Origin of the sequence: Haloferax marisrubri, assembly GCF_001469875.2 — an archaeon.
GTDB lineage: Archaea > Halobacteriota > Halobacteria > Halobacteriales > Haloferacaceae > Haloferax > Haloferax marisrubri.
Map to the genome: position 1 here is coordinate 19,906 of NZ_LOPW02000004.1, position 21,253 is coordinate 41,158.

Sequence of the window (21,253 nt, forward strand, 5' to 3'; positions counted from 1 at the left end):
CGGTCACGGTCGGCCACGACGTCCGATTATCGACTCACGACCGCCCGGCGTCGTCCAACCCGCAGGCCCAACGGAAGTGCGGGTGGACCCACGACAACCTCGCCGCGTTGGCTTCGACCCACGACGACGGGTCGCTCAGCCGACGCGACAGCACCTCCGCGCGCTCCTCGTGAGTTCCCTCCCGGTCGAAGGGTATCAGTTCGAGCGTCCGCGACGCGGGGTTGAAGAAGACCGCCCGCTCGGTGTCCGCGTCGAGTCCGACCAGCCGCGACCCGTTGGCGTCCTTCTGGAGGAGCGCCTGCGCCATCCGGTGTTGGTGGACCCCGCGGCGCGTCTCGCGGAGTTTCGAGACGATGGCTCGAAAGAGGGCCGTCGGGTCCGACGGGGGTTCGCCTCGTCGTGTTTCCATACCGACGGCCTCGGAGCGAGACGGTAAGAGGGTCCGCCATGAGCGGGGTGAAAGTGTAGGATTCGGCGGAAGTGAACGCTCGGTAGTCGATGCCGCTACGGAGAGTACCGCTTGAACAGCGGGACGAACGGTTTGAGGAGGACGAGTCCGACTCCGAGAAAGACGTACAGCGTCGCTTCATCCGGGAGCCCAAACTGACGAAGACCCAGCGTAACCCCGAGTGCGAGGAGGACATAGACCCAAAAGACTGCGACGACCGGACCGTATCCCTGGGTTGACGCCGGTGTCTCGAACATTGGTTACTCTCGACGCGGGATTAGTGAAAGTCTTGTGTCAGAACTGACGGGGAGTCGGTTCCGGTACCTTGGTGATTCAAATCCCCGCTCAGACAGTCACGATTTCGATGACACTGAGGTGTCGAGACGGAGTCCTACGGACTCACGTCTCTCCGGACGGTGTCGTCAGATAGTAGTGGACTCGCGGGGTCCCCACGAGCGAAGCGAGTGGGGGCAAGCGAGTCCATTGACTGAGGGAGTGAAACGACCGAAGGAAATGGACTCGCGGGGAAGGTCCCGGTCGGGAATCGCACGGGGCTGTGCGGCTGGCAGGTACTGTTGTGACTCATGGCAGGTTCTGGATTCGAACGTTCATCTTCTCGCGCGGGGTCCGCGCGTCGTAGTGCTGGTACAGGATGTCGAGCGACACGTCCGACCGCTCCGAAATCGTCTCCGGCGAGACCTCGCGGTTGAGGTAGGCCGTGATGTGTCCTCGACGAACGGCGTGGGGCGACCGCGACGACGGGCATCGACTCGGATAGCCGTCTGACCCGACCGCGTCGCACGTCGCTCGCTCGCGGTCGTGCGGACAGTCGCCGTATTCGCAGGGGCGCGTCAGCTTCCCGACCCACTTGTAGATAGTATCGCCGGTCGGACGCCCGTACTTCGACGTTATCAGCGGGCGGCGGCCGTGGTCGTCGACGACATCGTGCCGGTTCGTCGCGGCGTACTCGTCGACGACCTCGAACCACTCCGGTCCGAGGTAGACCCACCGCTCGCCCTTCGTGCCGTTCTTCAGAGCGGTATCGGTCTCCGGCCGGTGGACCAACTCGACGGCGTGGTCGTCGGCGTGCAGGTCGCCGACATCGAGCGCCCGAAGCGCACCCCGACGCATTCCGGTCCGCCAGAGCAACGCCATGATGACGTGCTCGCGGCTCGCGTACTGGTAGCGGTCGAGGTAGTCGAGAATCGATTCGGCGCGGTCCGCCGACAGGTGGATGTCGCGCGACTCGGCTCCGTCGGGGAGCTCCGGCGCGTGAACGCGCTCGCGAAGGCCGTCCTCGACGCCCTCGATGTCGGCCCAGAAACCGAGCGCCGCCCGTACGGTGCTCAGTTGCTTCTGGAGCGTGATGGGCGCGATGTCGCCTCGGCGCCACGCGACGAAGTCGGCGAGGTCGCGGCCGGACAGGTCGTTCAGGTTCTCGATTCCGACCTCCTCGCACCAGTCGAGGAAGTGGTTCAGCCGAGTGCGCGAGTTCTGCAGGGTCGAGTCGCGGACGCTCGGCTCGCGGTGACGCAGGAAGCGCGTGACGCCCTCCTCGGGGGAGAGCGGTTCGAGGTCGGTCACGCGCTGGCACCTCCGAGTTCTGTCTGGGCGTCGTCGTGTCGACGGCGACCGTCCGGCTGGATGGTGCGGATGTCGTCGGCCCACTCGCGCAGTCGCTCGCGGGCACCGTTCACCTTCTCGTCGAGTTCTTCGAGGGAGTCGGCCGAGACCTCGACCTGCATCTTCTCCTTGTCCTGCGACCCGGTGCCGCGGGTGACGACGAGCTTCACGTCGAACGAATCGTCACTCACGGTCAGAACACCTCGACGCAGTACGCAACGCTGGACTTACGTGCCGCGCGCGACTGCTCCGAACCGGGGACCGCGGAGTAGCTGGCAGGCTCTTTGGCTGGTCCCCTCATGCTTCTGCGGGCGGTTCGTCGGTCAGTTGGACTTCGGGCGTCTCGAACGGCGAGTCCGGAGCTTGGTTGATGAGGTGACGGACGTACGCCGACCGCGACATCCCGTGTTCACGGGCTCTGTCGTTCAGTTTCTCGACCGTCTCTGGTGGAACAGAGATAGTCATGTTGACTGATAGTGCCATTGCGCTTGGTAGTATAGTAGTGAGTTACTTATTACTTACTCCCTAATCGACCACATCAACGAGGTAGTATCTTCCCAAGGTATTCAATCATTGAATCAATAATTGATTGTATGAGCACCGCCTACGATACGGACGGAAGCGGTTCCCGGAACATTTCTCTCAAAGTGGGCGACGACTTCGTCGAAGACTTCGACCGCGCGATAAAGAGAGGTCAATTAAACGGGGAGCTACCCATGGACATGTCTCGAAGCGAGGCAATTCGCCGTTTGATGAAGATGGCGATTGAGGACCCGTCTCTGCTTGCCGGCGAGGAAGATGAGGATTAAACGTAGGTGTAGGATACGTGAGACAATTTAACTGGGAGCACTCAAACCGCCTGAAGAAGGAGCTATCTCGGTCATGCAAATTCTGGGTTGGAGATACTCTGGAAGACAGAAACGGGATACGGTGGGAAATAGACGATGTGGCGTTTTCTGTTGAGGAATCTGGTCCGATTTACAAAATCGGGAAGTATTCTGAACCGAGGTCGGACTGGCGGAGTAGTGAGTTCGTTGAACAGATGGAAGTGATTGAAGAAGCGAATCGACCTGCTCCTCCGTGGTAGGGTAGATTGAGGACGTATGGTGCCCACGGGTTCGTTTACTTGGCAACCCGACATACTTATTGAATGACTGAATAGTCTCGGTCAAATGGACGTCCAAGCTCTACTGACACCCACAAACCTGAACGTCGGTTTGGGAGTTATCAGCCTAATCTTCATACTCCTCACCTACCTACGTACGAGACGAATGAATCCCTCCGAAATCGAGATGATGCTGAACGGGCGGATGGAGGGTTCAAACTATCATTTCGAAGATGTTGCCCTCGAAGTTCAGACAGTACGTGTTCGAAAGGCGGAGTCGACGGGCATCCGGAAAATCATCGATCTGCTTCGAGAGTACCCGCGTGGAGACGTCGTCGTGGAGGTAGCACTCTACGGGAACTCTATCGAGACAGAAGAGCCGTGGAGTGAGAGTGATTTCGCCGATTTCTGTGAGCAAGAAGGAATCGATGCGGAATATCAGGTCGAAGAGACTCTACCCCAGAAACCACAGATGGACGCTCAAGTCGATTTGAAACTGGAGTCAACAGAACCCGACACAGTATATAACTTCGTCAGGGGACTCGTTCCGTTCGTCGCCAAAAGTACTGCTTGATTACAGCCATTCGATTTTCTCCATACCCCTCGCCTGCGCTTCGAGACTGTACGCGCCGAGGTAGTGTTCTCTGAACGTCTCCCAGTCCTCCCAACCGCCCCACTCCATCACCAGTCCGGGTTCTACCTCCGCGCCGACCAGCAGCGTCCCCCACGTCCGCCGGAGGTCGTGCGGACCGAGGAACGACCAACCAACGTCCTCGGTCTCCTCGACCAGCTGGTCGCCGGCCTTGGTGACCCAGTTCCGTACGGTTCGAGTCGTCCGGTCGACGACTGGCGTGTCGCTCGAGTCGTCGCGGTAGTCGCCGACCGCCGCGATCGTCGCCGCGAGGTCGGTCGGGATGGGCGTCTCTCGGTACTTCGAACCCTTCCCCTCCCACACCCGGAGGAACTTCCCGACCTCCGTGTCGACTACGTCGTCGGGCGTGACTTCTACGACCTCCGCGACACGGAGCCCACATCGCGCACCGAGGGCGAATGCGACTCGCTGTTCAGTCCCGTCGGCGACGTCGAGGAGCGTATCGACTTCGCTCCGACTGAGCCACACCTTCTTCCCGTCCTTGCTCTCGTAGTCCTGCATCTTCATTTCCGGTTACCTCACATCTCGGAAGAATAGCGCCAGTATCCTAGTCTTTTCCCCGTGTCGAGGACTGAAATCGAGCCGATTCTTTCCGACTCTCAGGTCTTTTCGGAGAGTCAAAACACCGCCTCGATAGGCAACTTCTGCTGACGCCCCATCTCTCGATGACCCGAGTCGTCCCACCCGCCGAACTCGTCGCGAACCAACGACCACACCGTCGACGGCCGCATCCGGCGGTGGTCGACCGGCGACCCGTTCTCGTCGAGTAGGACGAAGACGAACCACGCGGTGTTCTGCGCGTCAGAGTTCAGGAGCGACCGCGTCTGTCCCTCCCAGAGCCGGAACCGGCCGCCGACCTCGACACGGGAGTCGGGGTCGAGGCCGTCGATGCGGACCTGCGTGGCCTTTACCTCGTACTTCGTCCCGCGCTCCTCGTGAACGCAGTCGTACCAGTCCGCGCGGTCGTTCGCGTGCGTGATGCCGTAGTGAGCAGCGACCAGACGCTCGGCGAACTCGCCGTTCTCGTCGCCTGCGCGCTCGTCGATTCGCCGCATCTCGCGGCGGGTCACATCGGGAAACGTCACAGGTAGTGCCACCCCGAGAGGACGCCGACCGCGTACACGAACCACGTCCAGAGGACGTACTTCTCGGATGCGGTCACCGGCCGTCCCTCCATCCTCGACGAGCCGCGCGCGCCGCGACGTAGACCGCGGCCGCGAGGCCGACCAACTCCCCGACGATGCCGAGCAACCGACTCGATGGCGACGGCTCAGAGTATCCGAGTAGGAGTTCGTCGCTCATGTCTCGACCACCCGGTCGTACGTCTTCTCGAAGATGTCCGCGTCGCACGGGTACACCTCGCCCTCGACGCCGACGAGCAGGTAGTCACCCGGTTCAGCGACGACCGTGCCCTCTCGCGTCTCGACCTCGACCCGCTGGCGGACGCGAGCGGCCTGAATCACGACGGGTCGCTTCCGGTAGTAGCGCCAGTCGTGGTCGTCGCCCGGGACCTCGTCCTCGACGATTCGCGTCATGCGTACGCCTCCTGAGTCTCCGCGCGGTGCAGCACGTTCATCCGCTTGTCGAAGACGACGTACTGATACGGCTCGGTCGGGAGGTCGTCGCGCGGAATCGAGAAGTACCGCAGAAAGCCGTCGTGGAACACGGCCCACTCACCGACCCACACCCAGAACTTGCATTGCTTGATGGGCGTGTATTCGAGGTCAGACGGGTCCTGCGTGGCGATGACGACCTTCAGCCCCTTGTCGCGGTCCTCGTGGAGCATCCGCTTCACCGGGTTGTCCGACTCGACCTCGCCGTCGGGGAGGACGTTCTGCGCCTCGTCGAAGATGACCTGCGTCGGGAAGCCGGTCGCCTCGTGGTACTCGTGGGCGACCGTCCGCGCCTGCCGCGCCGTTTCGAGCGGGGAGTCGGTCACCCAGTTCAGTCGCGTCGCGTCCGACGCGCGAGCTTCGCCGACCGAGCGGACCGTCGCGGCGTCGTCGAGGTCGCGCCCGGTGATGCCGTCGGTGTTGGTGAAGTTGACCCAGATGCTCAGGCCGGGGAACTCGGCTTGCATCTCGCGCAGCAGGGTCGTCTTCCCACCGCCGGAGTCGCCGGTAACGACCGTGTGGTACGCCTGCATCGTCACGCACCTCCGACACCCGCGAGCGGAGCGAGGTCGTCGTCGAGGTCCTCGTCGTTCTGACCGCTGTCGTTCTCGTCTCCGTTCCCGTCCTGCGCCGTCTCCGACGGGAGGTACTGGAGCCCGAGGAGAGTCGTTCCGACGGCTCCGTCGACCACGGGCGGCGTGCCGTCGCCACCACTCACGCGGATGAGCATCCGCAGGAGGTAGTGCGACCCTCGCGGGAGGTCCGGGTACTCTGACCGAACCTGGCTGACCGCCGGACCCGTCGCGTCCGCATCGAAGAGCGCCGCGAAGACACCTCCCGAGGAGTCCCCGTCGTTCTTCCCGGCGTCAGCCTCCGCACCCTCAGCGGCCGCGTGGTTCGCCGCACCGCCCACGTTCGGAACGCCGGCGTTGCGGACGAACGTGTCGCCCGGCGACGGTGGGGACGGTGTCTCGCCGTCCTCAGGCATCGTACGCCTCCCCGCACTCGATGCAGACGCGGTCGTACTGGGTCAGAACCGCCGTGTTCTTCGCGGACGGGTTGCGAGCGCGCAGAACAGCGTCGGCGTCGACGTAGTCGTCCGACCCGCAGTCGGGGCACCCGTCGACCTCCTCGGTGTCCTTGCCACCGTCCGTGATGGGTTCAGGCGCACCGTGGATGGGGTTTCCGCCGTCGGTCATCGCCTTCTGAGTGTCCGACACTTCGATGTCCCCCGATTCGGCCGGGTTCGCCGGGTCACTATCGGGGACTGAACCGCGCTCGCCGGCTGGCTCACCAGCGCCGTCGAGGGGCTGAATCATCGTGTCCCAGTCTCGAAGCGGACACCCCGGCCGGTGGTTGTGGATTCCCTGCGCCGCGTAGAACAGTCCGCAATGCTCGCATTGCTGGTCCGTGGGGTTCTGAGGCTCTTTACTGCCGTTCATGCGATGAGCCCTCCGAGCATCGAGACGCCCGACTGAGTGAAGTGTACTGCACCGCTGAGTGCGCCACACTCGCCGAGGATGCCGATTCCGAACGCTCCTTTCACGAATGGTCTCGTCTCGTCCGAAGCCCGGAGATAGGCCACGAGCGTGCCGAGAACTAGTGTCGGGTAGCCAATCATACTGTGTCGAACAGTCAGGCGACCGTGAATGTAAAATAACGAGTGCTGTACGACGCTCAATAATTGAATTGTTGAGCGTATTCTACTACACTTCCAACTTTTTCACAATCGCCCGTTGTCGGAAATGGAATGACGAAAGTACCACTTGAACTACTCGGCATCGAGGTCGATACTGACGACCCCGGTGAATCCGCACAGAACCTCGGTCTCGGGGTTATCGGCGTCACCCTCACGATGGCCGTCGTCGGAGCAGGAGCGTATCTGTACAACACCGCACGGCAGAAGGCCGGCGTCACCGACGACGACGTGAACATTCCGGGGGTCTAATCGATGCCAGATACCCTCGCCTACAACGAAGACCTCGCCGAACTTGACGGCGACGTGCGACCCATCCGCGGCAGCGACCTCGACCAAGACACGCTCAAGTCCGGCTCGGAGGTCACGGTCTACCGCGAGAAGGTCCCGCAGGACAAGGACCTATGGTTCGGTGCGGGCGGGAAGGACCGCGAAAGCGCGGACTCCTCGCCCATGCACGCGGACATCGTCGCCACGGGCAACGGGTCGGGCACCGCGGGCGACACCATCGGCGGCACGCTCTACGCCGCAATCACCGACTCCGAAGGCCGTGCGATGTTCACGCGCAAGCTCGGAGACCTCGAACTTCTCTCCGAGTACGCCAGCGAGTCGCCCACCGAGCGCCCGCTGATGTACTCGCTCGCTCCGTACGCGACGGCGGGTCGGTACATCGAGTTCCGCATCGACGCCGACAGCGCATCGGACGGCAAGGAAATCGACCCGGCTAACAGCGACGTGATGCTGTACCGGAGTTCGCTGTAGAGGTCCCACCATGGGAATTTTATCGAAGCTCACGACCGACGAGCGCCGCGAGACGCCGCACCTGCAGGACCCGGTACCAGCGGACACGACCGGCTTCGAGACGACTTGGACCGCGTCGGCCGACTGTACCGTCGAGAAGCTCCGAATCTGGGCCGTCCCCGGTTCCGAGGACGCGCTGAAGTTGTACCCGAAGATTCGACGCGTCCGTGGTGACCCGGACAACCCAGAATCGCACGAAGACACCGACATCCCGACCTACAGCGACGACGGTGAGGCGTTCATCACCGGCGAGCCCGACGGCGATGTCTACCATGTGAACGCAGAGATGAACGAAGGAGACCAAATCGTCATCATCGCCGACAACGCGAGTACCGACTTCAGCTACAGGTTCCGCGCGCTCCCGACCGTTGATTATCTCGGCGGGATTCGGCGCGTCATCGGAGGGGTGTTCTAGATGCCCGGGCGCGCGCCGTGGGGACAAGCTGGGACAAAAGAGAGTGGAGAGACTCTCGCCGTGAACAACCGTCCGAAGGTACTTCGTAAAGACCTCACACAAACCTCGACGCTTACAGCAGGAGAGTCAGAGACCGTCGAACTGTACGCGCCGAGCGGGTCGGTCTACACCGTAAAGGGAGCGGCACTTATCGCCAAACCGCCGTCGGGCGCGACAGGTGGGACTCACTTCTTCCAAGTCGAGTCGCTCGGCAAGGTCGCGGTCTTGCTCGGGCGCTCGGACTATACTGCGCAAGTCAAGTGGAACAACGGCCACTTCTTCACAGCGAACCAAACGATGGAGCCAGCCGAAGAGTCGGCCGCTATCCAGTCATTCTACGGGTCGATGGCAACTGCAGATGAACCAGTCAGAGTTGAATACTACAACAATTTGGACGTGGACCAGACGAACGAGCGAACCATCGAATTCCTCATCGAGGAAGTGAGCTACTGATGCCGGACCAATACCCCGGACCTCAGGAGGCAGAAGAGAACAAAACGTATCTCTACGACGCACCTCACGGAGAGTCAGTCACGGCGACCGTCACAGAGAAATCCATCGACGAGGACGGTTCGGTGTCTGTCTCACTTATCTACGGAGGTAGCGACTGATGGTCATCGCACCATCTCGTGACTCTCCCTCTGCCGGCGAGCGCGTCGACCCGCGCACTCCTGCCGAAGAACTCGCCGACCAGTTGGGCGGCGGTGGCGATGACGACGACTCGCCCGGCGGCGGAAACAACCACGACCTCACAACGACTGACCCGACCATCGCCGGCGACTCGCCCTCGTCGAACGACTCGTTCGACCCCGACGACCAGACGCTCGGCTCCGGGTCGCTCGGGACGGACCTCTCGACCGACGACGGCACGTCGCAGACCGGCGACCCTCGCGACTCCAACGAGGTCGATGTCGACGACTCGTCGGACCCCAGCGACTCCTCGCCCGCGGGCGGCGCGGGGATGTGGGACGCTATCGACCGCTTCACCGGCAGTCCCGACGGGACCACCGAACAGATTGCCGAGAGCGGCGGGAACCCGCTGGAGTTCTCGCAGGCCGTCTCCGACGTGCTCTCAGAGATGAACATCTCTGAGGCGATGCCCTCGCTGCTGACCGACGGCCTCGACGCCGACGGCGAGTCGTCGGACAGCCGGCTGCTCGCCATCGGCGCGGCCGCGGTCGCGGTCGTCGGTGTCGGCCTCGCCGCAGTCGTCGGAGGTGACGACTCGTGATTGGCTCCGAGTGGGGGTCCGAGGGAGAGCTGACGGTCACCGCTCAGGGCTCCGACTCTGACTCCGACCTCCCGGCCGACGAGAACCCGTCGGTCTCCGGTTCGGGGTGGTCGGTCGTGATGGACAAGCGGGTGTGGGCGGCGGCGGTCGTCGTCGGCCTCGCCCTCGTGCTCGGAGGGTCGTGATGTCGGAGACTGACATCTCGCTCGACCGCGCGCCTCGCGCCGACGACATCCAGTCGGCGCTCCGTCGACTCGGCTACGGCGACGACATCGTGTCGTCGGTCTCGGTCGACTCGGGCGACCCGCGCGGCCCGCTCCAGAACCGGTGGGTGAGCCTGAGCGCCGGCGGCGAGAGCGTCCGGGTCACCGACGACCTCGACGCCTCGACGTGGGAGTCGACGACCGAGTCGGTCCTCGACAAGTTCCGCGACGCGCGTCCGGTTCCGTCCGGGCTCTCCGCCGGGATGGTCGCCGCCGCGGTCGCCGCGGTCGTCGGTGTCGCCGCGGTCGTCTTCGGGGGTGGCTGACGTGGTCGACCTCAACGGTCCCGGCACCTTCGGCGACGGCAGCAACAACTGGCTCGGCGGCATCGGCGACTTCGTCAGCGACCCCGGTCAGGCAGTCCGCGACCCGTACGACACGGTAGCTGGCACGGCCGATGCCGCCGCGCTCAACTTCGACGAGGGCGTCGGTGGGCTCGTCTCGTTGTTCGACGACGAAGCCGGGAACACCGCTGGTCCGGGCGGGACGCCGTGGATAGAGGACCCGCAGGACGGGCAGGCGTCGAACCCGACGCGCGGGACAGGACTCGCCGCGAAGGTGTGGATTGTCGTCGCGGTCGTCGTTGGGCTTGTGCTCCTGTATCTGCTCCGTCCGCTGCTCGCAATCATCGCGGGGGTGGTCGGCGGTGAGTGACGCGCTCGCGATGTTCGTCGACGTCGGCTGGCTCGGGAGCGTGACCGACGTGGCAACGTTCATCGCGGTCGCGGTCGCACTCGCCCGGCGCGAGCTTCGTGACCGTCGCGTCGAGGCTGCTCTAGTCGCGCTGGCGAAGGCGGACCCACACGTCGACGCGCATCAGGTTGCACGAGACCTCGCACTCTCCGTCGATGACGACGCAGTCCGAGCAGTCCTGGCCGACGGCGGGCGGGAGGACGACGATGGTCGCTGACCTCGGCTGGCTGTCGGCGGAGGTTGACATGCCGCTGTGGGCCATCCTCACCCTCGCTGGCTACCAGCGCGTGACCACGATGCTCACGAACGCGCGGGCGCGGCGACGCGACCGCGATGACTCAGCGTGACGCGTCGGGCCACTCCCAGAATAGTTTCGAACGAAGTTTGCCCGCAGTTACCAGTTAGGTATTTTCTGTGCCGGTTCCAGTATCTTCAGTCAGCTCATAAAAACGCTATACTCTGAACTCAATTCCATCCTCATCTTGTACAATTTCGCCACCGTTCGAACCCCGAACGGCGGCATCACCCTCAACAACAATGGCAGTCGTTTGGTTTTCTGAGGTGGAGTCCTCCAAACTAAATTCACCTCCTTTCTCAGAAGTCATTATGATTTTTGACTCACTATCTAAATGTGAGTTATTAATCCGAATAGGGCCGTTTTCAGCGATGAATCGAATCGCCTCTTGAGAGATTACTTGAGCACCCTCAATATCTATCTCTGGAATCTCGTTGGCGAGTTCTTTTGAGACTTCTTCTGGGTCTGTTTTTCCGTTCGCAATCGCTTTCTGAATTGTTGACCACACCGCACTCGAGGCAACACCCACGCCCATATCCGACAGAACTGGTTCGATTCCAGACATGAGTTAGCATATTTCAGTAATATACTTAAAACTAGGTTAGCGAAGTTGTGCCGCCTACTGCACCTGAGATTGCGAAATGATTCTCAGACGGTCACTCTGTAGTCTCCTCAGGACGGTAGACGATGATGTCGCCCCACTTCGGTGCGATGTACCCCTCTTGTTCGAGCGGCTTCAGGACGCGACGACGGACGGCGTCTTTCGGGATACCCGCTCGCTCGGCGACCTTCGAGATAGCGGTCCCAACGTCGAGGCGACGACCGCTCGGGTCGTAGGCCTCGGCGGTCCGCCGGAGCGCCATGTAGCCGTCTCGAAGCGCCTCGTCGTCTGGGAGGTTGTCGTCGTCGGGCTCGTCGCGCACGGTTCGCGCGACCTCTTCCATGTGCGTCCGCAGGTCGTCGCTTATCGACCCGTCGAGGGCGCTGGTGTAGTCGTCCTTCAGGTTCTCGTCGACGCGGACGGTCACCGTCGTGCTCTCGGTCCGCTCGGTCTTCATTCGGCTCATAGGGCACCTCTGTACTGCAGCGTTTCACAGTCGTAATACGCAGACGGGGCGGGGATACGGAGTATGGCAGTACGCCCCCCCGTGGTCGTACGAGGAGGCCTATTCGCGCGGGGGTGTGCGCGCCCGCGTGAGCGCCGGGGCTGGTCGACTCGTGGTGCTGGTGCTCGGGAGTGGGTGGTGCAGGTCATAGCTGGTCCTCCGGGCGGCCGAAGACTCGTCCGTCGTGTCCGGTGGTCGGTTCCTCGACGATGTCGCCACCGTCGGCGACGAGGTCGGGCGCGTCAGTCCACTCGTGCTCAGGGTCGTCGGTCGTTCCCTCGGAGCACTCGGCGGGCGGGGGGGCCTCTCCGTCGGGCGAGACGGCACCGCAGCGACGGCAGTTCTGGCGCGGGAAATCCTCACCACCGTCGGCGACGAGGTCGGGCTCGGGTTCGGTTGCGTTCGGTGCGACGTGCTCGGCGGTGTCGTGGGCGGTGATGGGGTCGTCGGTGACATCGCGCCCGGCGGCGTCTCCGAAGTGGTTGTGTGACCACTCGGCTTTCCGCAGGACGCACAGGTGGGCGCACGGCGAGTCCTCGTCGTCGCGGAACTCGAAGCCCTTGCAGTCGCACCCGCCGACACGAGCACCGCGCTCCTTGCCGTACTCGACGGCGTGCGTCTCGCCACCCGGCAGGGTAACGAGGTAGGTCGTCGGGCCGGTGCGCTCGACCAGCGCGGCGACGGGGTCGCCTCGCTCCCACGAGGTCGTCGACTCGTCACGCTCGCGCTTGAAGTCGAGATACTGCACTACGCACCACCCCCGTTGCACTCGGGGCAGATACGGCGAGGGAGTCCGCCGCGACTCGTCGTCGTTGCGAGACGGGACCCACAGGTCGGGCAGAACCGTCTCATCGCTGACCCCCGAAATCACTCGATTTATCGACAGACAGCGGAGACCCGACTAACCGAATCTCGTGAACTCTCGATAGGCGGGGTCTTTCTTCCGGCTTCCCGAACGCGAGAAATGGAGCTACGAAAGCTGTCGCTCCGGTTTTTGGAACCTTCGAAAGCGAGTTAAAATTTGATGGACTCGCGGGGATTTGAACCCCGGGCCTCTTCCTTGCGAAGGAAGCGATCTGCCACTGATCTACGAGCCCTCATTCCCACGGAGTCGTGGGATACACTTATACCCTATGTTTTGTCCGCGGTCGGGCATGCGATAGCATCCCGTTCCGTCGGGCGATTCTGCGGGCGTCTGCTCGCGCGTCGAACGGAAGTGAGATGACACGCGCCTTAGCGCTGAAGGTCAGCTCGGAGGCAGAGTCCTCCGGACGCGCGCCTCGACAGCCGCGAGTGTGACGGTCGGTCCGGGAGTCCGGACAGCGCCGTCGTTAGTCTTCGAGGACGATCTCGATGCTGACGTCGTTCGGAACCTGAACGCGCATCAGCTGGCGCAGAGCGCGTTCGTCAGCGTCGAGGTCGATGAGACGCTTGTGGACGCGCATCTCCCAGTGCTCCCACGTGGCCGTCCCCTCGCCGTCAGGCGATTTGCGGGCGGGGACTTCGAGCGTCTTCGTGGGCAGCGGGATCGGCCCGCTGAGGTTGACGCCCGTCTTGTTTGCGATCTCGCGGACGTCGTCGCAGATATCGTCGAGGTCTTCCGGACTCGTGCCGGCGAGCCGAACGCGTGCCTGTTGCATCGTTATCGCTCGTTGACTTCGAGCACTTTGCCGGCCGCGATGGTCTGACCCATGTCACGGACAGCGAAGCTGCCGAGCTCCGGAATCTCGGAGGACGGCTCGATGCTGAGCGGCTTCTGCGGACGGACGGTCACGATAGCGGCGTCGCCGGACTTGATGAAGTCCGGGTTCTCCTCAGCAACCTCGCCCGACGCGGGGTCGAGCTTCTGGTCGATCGACTCGATGGTACACGCGACCTGCGCCGTGTGGGCGTGGAAGACCGGCGTGTAGCCAGCGGTGATGACCGAGGGGTGCTGCATGACGACGACCTGCGCCTTGAAGGTCTCGGCGACCTTCGGCGGGTCGTCAGCCGGGCCACAGACGTCGCCGCGGCGGATGTCGTCCTTGCCGACGCCACGAACGTTGAAACCAACGTTGTCGCCAGGACCGGCCTGGTCGACTTCCTCGTGGTGCATCTCGACGGTCTTGACCTCGCCGCCGACGTCAGAGGGCTGGAAGCTCACGTTGTCGCCGGGGTTGAGGGTACCCGTCTCGATACGGCCAACCGGGACCGTACCGATGCCGGAGATGGTGTAGACGTCCTGGATGGGCAGGCGCAGCGGCGCGTCCGTCGGCGGCTGCGGTGCCGGCAGGCTGTTGAGTGCTTCGAGGAGGATGTCGCCGTCGTACCACGACGTGTTGTCGGAGCGCTCGGCGATGTTGTCGCCCTCGAAGGCCGAAATCGGGACATAGGTCGCGTCGTCGGAGTTGAAGCGGACCTGCTTGAGGAGCTTGTTGACCTGCTCCTTGACGTCCTTGTACTTGTCTTCGCTGTAGTCGACGACGTCCATCTTGTTGACCGCGATGATGAGTTCGCCGATGCCCAGGGTGCGGGCGAGGAAGACGTGCTCGCGGGTCTGAGGCGCGACACCGTCGTCGGCGGCGACGACGAGGACCGCGTTGTCAGCCTGCGAGGCACCGGTGATCATGTTCTTGACGAAGTCGCGGTGGCCAGGACAGTCGACGATGGTGAAGTAGAACTCGTCCGTGTCGAACTCCTGGTGGGCGATGTCGATGGTGACACCGCGCTCGCGCTCTTCGGCGAGGTTGTCCATGACGTAGGCGAATTCGAATCCGCCCTTGCCCTTCTCCTCGGCTTCCTCTCGGTGCTGCTCGATGACGTGCTCCGGGACGGAGCCGGTCTCGAACAGGAGTCGGCCGACGAGCGTACTCTTACCGTGGTCGACGTGGCCGATAATGGCCAGGTTCTGGTGGGGTTTGTCGCTCATTGGTGTGTTCACGCGCTAAGGCGCTCTGTGGGGAATGTTTTTGCTGAAACCCCTAAAACGATTTCGATACGCGCTACGGGCCGTCTAACCGCCGTACTGCGATTTGCGGAACCATACCACGGTCTCCGAAACGGAACACTCGGTCGAAATCGACTGTCGAAGAAATCGAGGGGTACAAGCGGTCTCTGTGGCTATTCGAGGCGAGAAACGTCAGACAGGACGGCCGTCGCCGTCTCGGGGCCGCCCGCTCCACGGCCGCTGATGTTCAGTTGCCCCGCGTGTTTGGTCTCCAACTGGACGATGTTCTGGGTGCCCGTGACCGACAGCGCGGAGCCCTGCGGAACCAACCGCGGAGCCACGCGAACCCCGTCGGCGGTCGCCTCGCCGATGAGTCGGACCGTCCGGCCGTCCTCGGCGGCGAGGTCGAGCGCCGTCCCCGGAACGTTGCGGATGCCCTCGACCTCGGCGTCGTCGAGCGCGTACTCGGTCTTGCCGTCGGAGAGGACGTTCGCGAGGATGACGAACTTCAGCGCGGCGTCGATGCCGTCCACGTCGAAAGTGGGGTCGGCCTCGGCGACGCCGAGGTCCTGCGCCTCCGCGAGGACGTGCTCGTAGTCGAGGCCCTCGGCGGCCATCCGCGAGAGGATGAAGTTCGCCGTCCCGTTCAGCACGCCACGCGCGGCCGTCACGTGCGGCGCGCCGAGGTCGGAGATGGTCGAGAGGACGGGAATCGCGCCGCCGACGGCCGCCTCGAACTGGACGGTTCCGGCGCTCTCGGCTTCGAGCGCGCGCAGGTCGGCGTACCGTTCCGCGACCGGGCCCTTGTTCGCGAGCACGACGTGACGGTCGTCACCCAGCGCGCGCTCGACGTGCGAGAAGCCGGGTTCGGCGTCGCCGAGCGTCGTCGGCGTCGCCTCCACCAGCACGTCGTAGTCGGCGTCGAACACCGCCTCGGGGTCCGCGTCACCGACTACGCCCTCGCGTTCCTTGCGGTCGTGAACCGCGCTCGGGTCGAGCCCGGCAGGGTCGACCGCGGAGGAAGACGAGTCAGCGAACGCGACGACGTCGTGACCGTAGTCGCCCGCGAGGTCGAGGACCGAGCCGCCGACCGCGCCCGCGCCGAGCACGGCGAGTCTGAGGCTCATTGGGACCCCTCCGCGAGCGGCTCGACGACGTGTAGTTCCTTCTCGGCCGCGAGGTCGCGGACGACCGACAGCGTCTCGTCGACGCGGCCGGAGCGGACCGCGAGTCGGAGCCGGGCGCTCGACGCCTCGTCGGTCCCCTCGCGGGCCGACAGCGACAGGTCCTGTAGCGTCGCGTCCGCGGACGACTCGATTCGGTGGAGCGTGTCCGAGAGGTCGGAGTCGACGATGTCGCCGACGAGGATGACCATCACCTCTTCGCCGAAGTGCTCCGCGCCGGCGCGGATGACGTTGACGCCGGCGTCGCGGAGCGCCTCGACGATTCGCTCGAAGCGGTCGGGCGGGCATTCGAGGTCGACCTCCACGGGGATGTGCCCGCGCGGCGTCAGGCTCCCGCGCTCGTGGAAGATAGAAAGCAGATTGCCGCCGTTGTCGGAGATAGGCTTGAGCGCCGCCAGAAGCTGTCCGGGCTCGTCGACGAGTTCGAGCCGAATCGTGTGCGGTTTCGGCTGCTCGCCGCTCCCGTCGGCCTCGGCGTCGCTCCCGCCGTCGAGGTCCTGTGCACTCATCGCCCCACCTCCGTGGGCCGTCCCGACGCTGTTGTCCGCGACGCGCGGTTCGGTCGTGGTTTCGCGTCGTCGCGCCAGGAGTCGAGAGACGTGCCCTTACGCATATCTACCCGTGATTCGGCCACGCGGTATAAGCCTTCGCAGCCGACACGGTTTGCCGACGCCGAGAGCGTGCTGGCATGTGTCACGGACGGCGGCCGACCGCGAGCGTGACGGGGAGCGGCGAGTCGGTCGCAGAGCGACGAGACGGGAAAGACGCCGGCGGCGACACGGGAGCCGGCCGGCGGCGACGCGAAGACGGGCCGACGGACCGGGGCTACCGCTGCCCGGGTGAAAAAACGAAAGAAGGCGCGACGGCTCGCGCTTAGATGTAGTCGATAGCCTGCGAGAGCTCGAGCTTCATGCCCTTGCGCTCGCGGATCTCCATGATCTTCTCGCGCTGGAGGTTGTCCGAGAGCACGCGGAAGCCGGCGTTCTCCGTGTTCCAGGAGGCGCGGCCTTCCGTGGCCGAACGGATGTCCGACGAGAAGCCGATCATCTCTTCGACGGGCGCGATGCCCTCGATGACCATGAGGTCACCTTCCTGGTACATGTCGTCGACGCGGCCGCGGCGACCCTGAATCTCGCCGGAGGCCGAGCCCATGTATTCGGAGGCGACGTCGATGCGGACGTTCTGGATGGGTTCGAGGAGCTTCACCTGACCCGCGATGAGCGAGCGGTGGACCGCGTCACGCGTCGCAGGGATGACCTGGGCGGGACCGCGGTGGATGGTGTCCTCGTGGAGCCGCGCGTCGTGGAGGCGCAGGAGCGTCCCCTGGACGGGCTCTGCTGCGAGCGGACCGTCGTCGAGCGCCTCTTCGAGACCCTCGATGACGAGTTCCATCGTCTCGTTGAGGTGCTGGATACCCTTCGTGTCGTCGATGAGGATGTTCGTCCCGTGGATGTGTTCGACGTTCTGGGACGTGTCCTTGTCCATGCCGGCTTCCTGCAGCGCCTCGCGGCGCTCCAGTTCGGGCATGTCCATCGAGATTTCGCCGAGCTTGATGGAGTCGACGATGTCCTGCGAGAGGGGTTCCGCCGTGATGTAGAACTTGTTGTGGCGGTTCGGGGAGACACCTTCGACCTCGTGGGACTCGCCCTGAACCTGCTCGCGGTAGACGACAATCGGCTCACCGGTGCGGACCGGGATGCCCTGGTTGTCGCGGATACGCTGGGTGATGACTTCGAGGTGGAGCTCGCCCTGACCGGAGATGAGGTGCTCGCCCGTGTCCTCGTTAATCTCGATGCGGATGGTCGGGTCTTCCTTCGCGACCTGCTGGAGCGTCTGGATGAGCTTCGGCAGGTCGTCCATGCGCTCTGCCTCGACGGACTTCGTGATGACAGGCTCGGAGATGTGCTCGATGGACTCGAACGGCGTCATCTCGACGGAGGAGACGGTAGAACCGGCGATGGCGTCACGGAGACCCGTGACGGCCGCGATGTTCCCTGCGGGGACGCCGCGGTCGAGTTCCTCGCGTTCGCCACCCATGAAGACACCGACAGACTGGACGCGGTTCTTGCCCGCGGTCCCGGAGACGTAGAGCTCCTGACCCTTGCGGATGGTACCGGAGAACAGGCGACCCGTCGCGATTTCGCCCGCGTGGGGGTCCATCGAGATGTCGGTCGCCATGAAGACGACTTCGCCGTCGTCGTCGACTTCGCGCATCTGGCGCGCGAGGTCGGACTCGGAGTCACCGCGCCAGACCGTCGGGATACGACGGGGCTGGGCGTCGAGCGGGTTGGGGAAGTGCTCCGCAACCATGTCGAGGACGACGTCCGAAAGCGGCGTGCGCTCGTGGAGTTCCTGACGGTCGCCACCGCGCTCGAGTTCCATGATGTCGCCGAAGGAGATACCGGTCTCCTCCATCGACGGCATGGAGACACCCCACTTGTAGAGGGCGGACCCGAAGGCGACGGTCCCGTCTTCGACGGAGACCGTCCAGTCGTAGTCCTTCTCCTCGGTCATCCCGCGGATGAGTTCGTTGACGTCGGAGATGACGTCGACGAGGCGCTTCTGCATCTCCTCGGGACCTTCCTGCAGTTCGTTGATGAGGCGGTCGACCTTGTTGATGAAAAGCGCCGGCTTGACGCCCTCGCGGAGCGCCTGACGCAGGACCGTCTCGGTCTGCGGCATGGCACCCTCGACGGCGTCGACGACGACGAGCGCACCGTCGACGGCGCGCATCGCGCGCGTCACGTCGCCACCGAAGTCGACGTGGCCCGGCGTGTCGATGAGGTTGATGAGGTGGTTCTCGCCTTCCCATTCGTGGGTCATCGAGACGTTTGCGGCGTCGATGGTGATGCCGCGTTCCTGTTCGTCTTCCTTCGTGTCCATCGCGAGCTGCTGGCCGGCAGTCTCGTCGGAGATCATGCCCGCACCTGCGAGGAGGTTGTCGGAGAGGGTCGTCTTACCGTGGTCGACGTGAGCAGCGATGGCAATGTTCCGGATCTGCTCCGGCTTGTCCATCAGTTTCTCACATTCCTGGACGATCTTCTTTCGTCGGCCCATTATACAGGGGTCTACCGGCAGGAGGGTCAAAAGAGTAGTGTTTTTGCCGAGCGGATTTCCCATTTTCAGCCGTCCTACCGCCGGGGTATGAGCATTTTTGTCACGATAGGCGAGACTGTCCGCCGGACGCGAATCTCGTCGCCGCCCTCGGCGCAAGAGTCATGTTGGTTGATAACATTCCTCAAGATGAATGGACCTCCGAGTCGTCGGGGGCGCACCGGCAGACCCGTTCTTGAGCGCCGCCGACCTGTTCGAAACCGAGTTCGAGCTTTCGTACCCCGTGTTCGTGCACGTGCGCGACGACCCCGACTCCCGCACGTGGGCCGGTCACTATCAGGACCACCACGTCCTCAACATCTCCCGACAGGCCGCCACCAGTGCGATGGCCCGCGAGCTCGCGCTCCACGAGCTATCGCACATGGCCCGAAACGAGGAGGGTCACGTCTCGCACTACCAGTCCACGCGCGAGGCGGTCTTTCTCGCGCTCGCGGGTCGAACCGTCGAGCGCCGGAAGCTCGCGCACTGCTACCAGATCGCCAACCACTGCAAGGACATCTACGCCGACGACCTGACGCTGTCTGTCGCGCCCGCGGACAAACTCGTCCAGTTCCTCGAGTCGCAACTGGCCGCGGCACTCGCCGACCGGCCGCCTGCATCCGGGCGGCCGGGGTCTCAACTCGTCACCGCCGGCTCAGACCCCGAAATCACGGCCGTGAACGCCGCGTTCGCCCTCGCGCTCGTGGAGCGACACGACCTCGTCGAGTCGGACCACCGGCTGTACGACCTCGCGCACGCCGCGGGCGACGACGCGCCGTCGGTGTCGCTCGACACGTTCAAAGAACAGTTCCGGACGCTCGCCGCCGACCCCTCGAAAAGCGAGTACCGCCGGACGCTCGTCGACGTGGTGAAACACTACGTCGTCAACCCGGGAATGGCCGCCGACTGAGCGCCGCGCGCCGACCGGGAGCACGCGGGCGAACGGGCCGCGAGCCCGGCGTGCGGCATCGCCACTCGGGACGGTGAAAAACGAAAGAGAGTGGAGAGATTACCGGGCGGCTTCGGCGACGCGCTCTTTCTCCTCTTTCTGGGAGATAGCGTACGTCTGCACGTCGTAGTCGGCCGCGCCGATGAGCTGCTGTGCGAGCGCCTCGGCGGCGGTGGTCGTCGTCTTGTAGGAGCCGCTGAGCGTGCCCTGCGCGATGAACTTCAGCGCCTCGTCGACGCGGCGCTGCGGGGCGACGTCGACGGCCTGCGGGACCGAGATGCCACCGTACTTGAGGCGGACGGTCTCCTCGCGGGGACCGGCGTTCTCGACCGCGCGGATGAGCACCTGCACGGGGTTCTCCTCGGTGCGCTCGTTGACGATTTCGAACGCATCCTTGACGATCTTGCTCGTCTTCTGCTTGTGTCCCGTGTTGTCCTCGGTCTGCATCAGGCGGTTGATGAGCCGCTCGACGATGCTGATTTCGGACTTCTGGAACTGCTTCGAGGCGTGACGACCCATCGTGTGGGCGATGGGCGTCGCCTTGATGTACCGGCTCATGCTGGGGTCGGTGTACTCCATCTCGGAGACGTCCCAGACGCCGAACAGAAGCGCGTTCTCTTTCGCTTCTTCACTACTCGCGGGGGACTCGGGCTCGGGTGCGTCGCTTTCCGACATGGTTAGCGCACCGGCTTTTCAGCGTTCCCGCGGACGAGTTCGATCATCGAGACGCCGTTGACCTTCTCGACCTTGTAGTTGACACCCGAAAGGTCACCCATCGCGCGACCCTTCGCGCCGCCGATACCGGCGATGGTGACTTCGTCGTGTTCGTCGATGAACGAAATCGCGCCGTCACCGGGACAGAAGGCGGTGACCTGCTTTCCGTTCTTGATGAGCTGAACACGGACGCATTTCCGAATCGCCGAGTTCGGCTGCTTTGCTTCGATACCGACCTTCTCGAGGACGATGCCACGACCCTGCGGGGCACCCTCGAGCGGGTCGGACTTCTTGCCGAGACCGCGCTCACGGCGCGCGTACTCAGAGTCGGACCAGCGGCGCTTCTGCCGGTCCTGCTTGAGCTTGCGCGCGGCGTATTTGCCGTTCGCCATAGTGAACAACAGTTC

Annotated in this window: 36 protein-coding genes and 1 tRNA gene; 13 read left to right on the top strand and 24 right to left on the bottom strand. The window is 64.0% G+C overall.

Features of this window, described 5'->3' with window-relative positions:
• Positions 1-34: 34 nt before the first annotated feature.
• From AUR65_RS02230 to AUR65_RS02250, 5 genes are all read right to left on the bottom strand, one after another.
• Entirely contained in the window at positions 35-409 is a 375-nt protein-coding gene (locus AUR65_RS02230) for a hypothetical protein (RefSeq protein WP_058568187.1), read from the bottom strand.
• A gap of 95 nt (positions 410-504) precedes the next feature.
• On the bottom strand, positions 505-705 hold the full coding sequence (locus AUR65_RS02235) for a hypothetical protein (RefSeq protein WP_058568188.1): 201 nt from the start codon (positions 703-705) through the stop codon (positions 505-507).
• 325 nt (positions 706-1,030) lie between these two features.
• On the bottom strand, positions 1,031-2,032 hold the full coding sequence (locus AUR65_RS02240; protein WP_058568189.1) for a tyrosine-type recombinase/integrase: 1,002 nt from the start codon (positions 2,030-2,032) through the stop codon (positions 1,031-1,033).
• A complete protein-coding gene (locus AUR65_RS02245) occupies positions 2,029-2,262 on the bottom strand; it encodes a DUF7389 domain-containing protein (RefSeq protein ID WP_004044541.1) in 234 nt (77 codons plus the stop codon). Before AUR65_RS02245 ends, AUR65_RS02240 begins: the two co-directional genes overlap by 4 nt.
• Before the next feature lie 106 nt (positions 2,263-2,368).
• Entirely contained in the window at positions 2,369-2,554 is a 186-nt protein-coding gene (locus tag AUR65_RS02250) for a ribbon-helix-helix domain-containing protein (RefSeq protein WP_058568190.1), read from the bottom strand.
• Between the two features lie 110 nt (positions 2,555-2,664).
• Here AUR65_RS02250 and AUR65_RS02255 point away from each other — a divergent pair, with 110 nt between their 5' ends.
• Both AUR65_RS02255 and AUR65_RS02260 read left to right on the top strand, forming a co-directional pair.
• Positions 2,665-2,880 carry a ribbon-helix-helix domain-containing protein gene (locus tag AUR65_RS02255; protein WP_058568191.1) on the top strand — a complete coding sequence of 72 codons (216 nt, stop codon included), beginning with the start codon at positions 2,665-2,667 and terminating at the stop codon, positions 2,878-2,880.
• A 363-nt stretch (positions 2,881-3,243) separates the two neighbouring features.
• Positions 3,244-3,750 (top strand): hypothetical protein, encoded by a 507-nt coding sequence (locus AUR65_RS02260; RefSeq protein WP_058568192.1) that lies wholly within the window; start codon positions 3,244-3,246, stop codon positions 3,748-3,750.
• Here the strand turns inward: AUR65_RS02260 and AUR65_RS02265 are convergent, their stop codons facing one another.
• The 8 genes from AUR65_RS02265 to AUR65_RS02295 form a co-directional block, all read right to left on the bottom strand.
• Complete coding sequence (locus tag AUR65_RS02265) at positions 3,751-4,335, bottom strand: tyrosine-type recombinase/integrase (RefSeq protein ID WP_058568193.1); 585 nt, start codon at positions 4,333-4,335, stop codon at positions 3,751-3,753.
• Between the two features lie 110 nt (positions 4,336-4,445).
• A complete protein-coding gene (locus AUR65_RS02270; RefSeq protein ID WP_146047381.1) occupies positions 4,446-4,913 on the bottom strand; it encodes a hypothetical protein in 468 nt (155 codons plus the stop codon).
• Positions 4,914-4,986: 73 nt separating this feature from the next.
• Positions 4,987-5,130 (bottom strand): hypothetical protein, encoded by a 144-nt coding sequence (locus AUR65_RS19660; RefSeq protein WP_158250817.1) that lies wholly within the window; start codon positions 5,128-5,130, stop codon positions 4,987-4,989.
• Positions 5,127-5,363 carry a hypothetical protein gene (locus AUR65_RS02275; RefSeq protein ID WP_058568195.1) on the bottom strand — a complete coding sequence of 79 codons (237 nt, stop codon included), beginning with the start codon at positions 5,361-5,363 and terminating at the stop codon, positions 5,127-5,129. The genes AUR65_RS19660 and AUR65_RS02275 overlap by 4 nt, the downstream gene beginning before the upstream one ends.
• Positions 5,360-5,974 carry an ATP-binding protein gene (locus AUR65_RS02280; protein WP_058568196.1) on the bottom strand — a complete coding sequence of 205 codons (615 nt, stop codon included), beginning with the start codon at positions 5,972-5,974 and terminating at the stop codon, positions 5,360-5,362. The genes AUR65_RS02275 and AUR65_RS02280 overlap by 4 nt, the downstream gene beginning before the upstream one ends.
• Before the next feature lie 2 nt (positions 5,975-5,976).
• Positions 5,977-6,429, bottom strand: a complete 453-nt coding sequence (locus AUR65_RS02285; protein ID WP_058568197.1) for a hypothetical protein — start codon at positions 6,427-6,429, stop codon at positions 5,977-5,979.
• The gene (locus AUR65_RS02290; RefSeq protein WP_233194309.1) at positions 6,422-6,883 is read right to left on the bottom strand and encodes a hypothetical protein; all 462 of its coding nucleotides are present in this window, start codon (positions 6,881-6,883) and stop codon (positions 6,422-6,424) included. The genes AUR65_RS02285 and AUR65_RS02290 overlap by 8 nt, the downstream gene beginning before the upstream one ends.
• On the bottom strand, positions 6,880-7,062 hold the full coding sequence (locus AUR65_RS02295; RefSeq protein WP_004044550.1) for a hypothetical protein: 183 nt from the start codon (positions 7,060-7,062) through the stop codon (positions 6,880-6,882). Before AUR65_RS02295 ends, AUR65_RS02290 begins: the two co-directional genes overlap by 4 nt.
• A gap of 129 nt (positions 7,063-7,191) precedes the next feature.
• Between AUR65_RS02295 and AUR65_RS02300 the strand changes: the two genes are divergently transcribed.
• The 10 genes from AUR65_RS02300 to AUR65_RS19665 all read left to right on the top strand — a co-directional run bounded on the left by AUR65_RS02300 (position 7,192) and on the right by AUR65_RS19665 (position 10,926).
• Positions 7,192-7,389 (top strand): hypothetical protein, encoded by a 198-nt coding sequence (locus tag AUR65_RS02300; protein ID WP_004044551.1) that lies wholly within the window; start codon positions 7,192-7,194, stop codon positions 7,387-7,389.
• Between the two features lie 3 nt (positions 7,390-7,392).
• A complete protein-coding gene (locus AUR65_RS02305) occupies positions 7,393-7,899 on the top strand; it encodes a hypothetical protein (RefSeq protein ID WP_058568199.1) in 507 nt (168 codons plus the stop codon).
• A 10-nt stretch (positions 7,900-7,909) separates the two neighbouring features.
• Positions 7,910-8,353 (top strand): hypothetical protein, encoded by a 444-nt coding sequence (locus AUR65_RS02310; protein ID WP_058568200.1) that lies wholly within the window; start codon positions 7,910-7,912, stop codon positions 8,351-8,353.
• On the top strand, positions 8,354-8,845 hold the full coding sequence (locus AUR65_RS02315) for a hypothetical protein (protein ID WP_058568201.1): 492 nt from the start codon (positions 8,354-8,356) through the stop codon (positions 8,843-8,845).
• Between the two features lie 157 nt (positions 8,846-9,002).
• On the top strand, positions 9,003-9,623 hold the full coding sequence (locus AUR65_RS02320; protein WP_058568202.1) for a hypothetical protein: 621 nt from the start codon (positions 9,003-9,005) through the stop codon (positions 9,621-9,623).
• Positions 9,620-9,808 (top strand): hypothetical protein, encoded by a 189-nt coding sequence (locus tag AUR65_RS02325; protein ID WP_058568203.1) that lies wholly within the window; start codon positions 9,620-9,622, stop codon positions 9,806-9,808. Before AUR65_RS02320 ends, AUR65_RS02325 begins: the two co-directional genes overlap by 4 nt.
• Positions 9,808-10,152, top strand: a complete 345-nt coding sequence (locus tag AUR65_RS02330) for a hypothetical protein (RefSeq protein WP_058568204.1) — start codon at positions 9,808-9,810, stop codon at positions 10,150-10,152. The genes AUR65_RS02325 and AUR65_RS02330 overlap by 1 nt, the downstream gene beginning before the upstream one ends.
• Positions 10,145-10,540, top strand: a complete 396-nt coding sequence (locus AUR65_RS02335) for a hypothetical protein (protein ID WP_233194310.1) — start codon at positions 10,145-10,147, stop codon at positions 10,538-10,540. The genes AUR65_RS02330 and AUR65_RS02335 overlap by 8 nt, the downstream gene beginning before the upstream one ends.
• Positions 10,533-10,796 (top strand): hypothetical protein, encoded by a 264-nt coding sequence (locus AUR65_RS02340; protein ID WP_058568205.1) that lies wholly within the window; start codon positions 10,533-10,535, stop codon positions 10,794-10,796. The genes AUR65_RS02335 and AUR65_RS02340 overlap by 8 nt, the downstream gene beginning before the upstream one ends.
• On the top strand, positions 10,786-10,926 hold the full coding sequence (locus tag AUR65_RS19665; protein WP_158250818.1) for a hypothetical protein: 141 nt from the start codon (positions 10,786-10,788) through the stop codon (positions 10,924-10,926). The genes AUR65_RS02340 and AUR65_RS19665 overlap by 11 nt, the downstream gene beginning before the upstream one ends.
• A gap of 105 nt (positions 10,927-11,031) precedes the next feature.
• Here the strand turns inward: AUR65_RS19665 and AUR65_RS19445 are convergent, their stop codons facing one another.
• From AUR65_RS19445 to AUR65_RS02380, 9 genes are all read right to left on the bottom strand, one after another.
• Complete coding sequence (locus AUR65_RS19445) at positions 11,032-11,439, bottom strand: hypothetical protein (RefSeq protein WP_146047382.1); 408 nt, start codon at positions 11,437-11,439, stop codon at positions 11,032-11,034.
• 91 nt (positions 11,440-11,530) lie between these two features.
• Positions 11,531-11,941, bottom strand: coding sequence for a helix-turn-helix domain-containing protein (locus AUR65_RS02345; RefSeq protein ID WP_233194311.1), 411 nt, complete (start codon positions 11,939-11,941; stop codon positions 11,531-11,533).
• A gap of 184 nt (positions 11,942-12,125) precedes the next feature.
• Positions 12,126-12,728, bottom strand: a complete 603-nt coding sequence (locus tag AUR65_RS02350; protein WP_058568206.1) for a hypothetical protein — start codon at positions 12,726-12,728, stop codon at positions 12,126-12,128.
• A 277-nt stretch (positions 12,729-13,005) separates the two neighbouring features.
• Positions 13,006-13,077, bottom strand: a tRNA-Ala gene (locus tag AUR65_RS02355).
• Positions 13,078-13,311: 234 nt separating this feature from the next.
• Positions 13,312-13,620, bottom strand: coding sequence for a 30S ribosomal protein S10 (gene rpsJ, locus AUR65_RS02360; protein ID WP_004044563.1), 309 nt, complete (start codon positions 13,618-13,620; stop codon positions 13,312-13,314).
• A gap of 2 nt (positions 13,621-13,622) precedes the next feature.
• Positions 13,623-14,888 carry a translation elongation factor EF-1 subunit alpha gene (gene tuf / locus AUR65_RS02365; RefSeq protein ID WP_058568207.1) on the bottom strand — a complete coding sequence of 422 codons (1,266 nt, stop codon included), beginning with the start codon at positions 14,886-14,888 and terminating at the stop codon, positions 13,623-13,625.
• 191 nt (positions 14,889-15,079) lie between these two features.
• Complete coding sequence (locus tag AUR65_RS02370) at positions 15,080-16,033, bottom strand: homoserine dehydrogenase (RefSeq protein WP_058568208.1); 954 nt, start codon at positions 16,031-16,033, stop codon at positions 15,080-15,082.
• Positions 16,030-16,599 (bottom strand): hypothetical protein, encoded by a 570-nt coding sequence (locus tag AUR65_RS02375; RefSeq protein WP_058568209.1) that lies wholly within the window; start codon positions 16,597-16,599, stop codon positions 16,030-16,032. Before AUR65_RS02375 ends, AUR65_RS02370 begins: the two co-directional genes overlap by 4 nt.
• Positions 16,600-16,963: 364 nt before the next feature.
• Positions 16,964-19,147 carry an elongation factor EF-2 gene (locus AUR65_RS02380; protein ID WP_058568210.1) on the bottom strand — a complete coding sequence of 728 codons (2,184 nt, stop codon included), beginning with the start codon at positions 19,145-19,147 and terminating at the stop codon, positions 16,964-16,966.
• A gap of 190 nt (positions 19,148-19,337) precedes the next feature.
• On the opposite strand from AUR65_RS02380, the gene AUR65_RS02385 reads away from it, so the two are divergent.
• The gene (locus AUR65_RS02385) at positions 19,338-20,093 is read left to right on the top strand and encodes a DUF5781 family protein (RefSeq protein WP_058568211.1); all 756 of its coding nucleotides are present in this window, start codon (positions 19,338-19,340) and stop codon (positions 20,091-20,093) included.
• 99 nt (positions 20,094-20,192) lie between these two features.
• Here the strand turns inward: AUR65_RS02385 and AUR65_RS02390 are convergent, their stop codons facing one another.
• Together AUR65_RS02390 and AUR65_RS02395 are read right to left on the bottom strand one after the other, a co-directional pair.
• On the bottom strand, positions 20,193-20,807 hold the full coding sequence (locus AUR65_RS02390; RefSeq protein ID WP_004044569.1) for a 30S ribosomal protein S7: 615 nt from the start codon (positions 20,805-20,807) through the stop codon (positions 20,193-20,195).
• 2 nt (positions 20,808-20,809) lie between these two features.
• On the bottom strand, positions 20,810-21,238 hold the full coding sequence (locus AUR65_RS02395; RefSeq protein WP_004044570.1) for a 30S ribosomal protein S12: 429 nt from the start codon (positions 21,236-21,238) through the stop codon (positions 20,810-20,812).
• Positions 21,239-21,253: the final 15 nt, after the last annotated feature.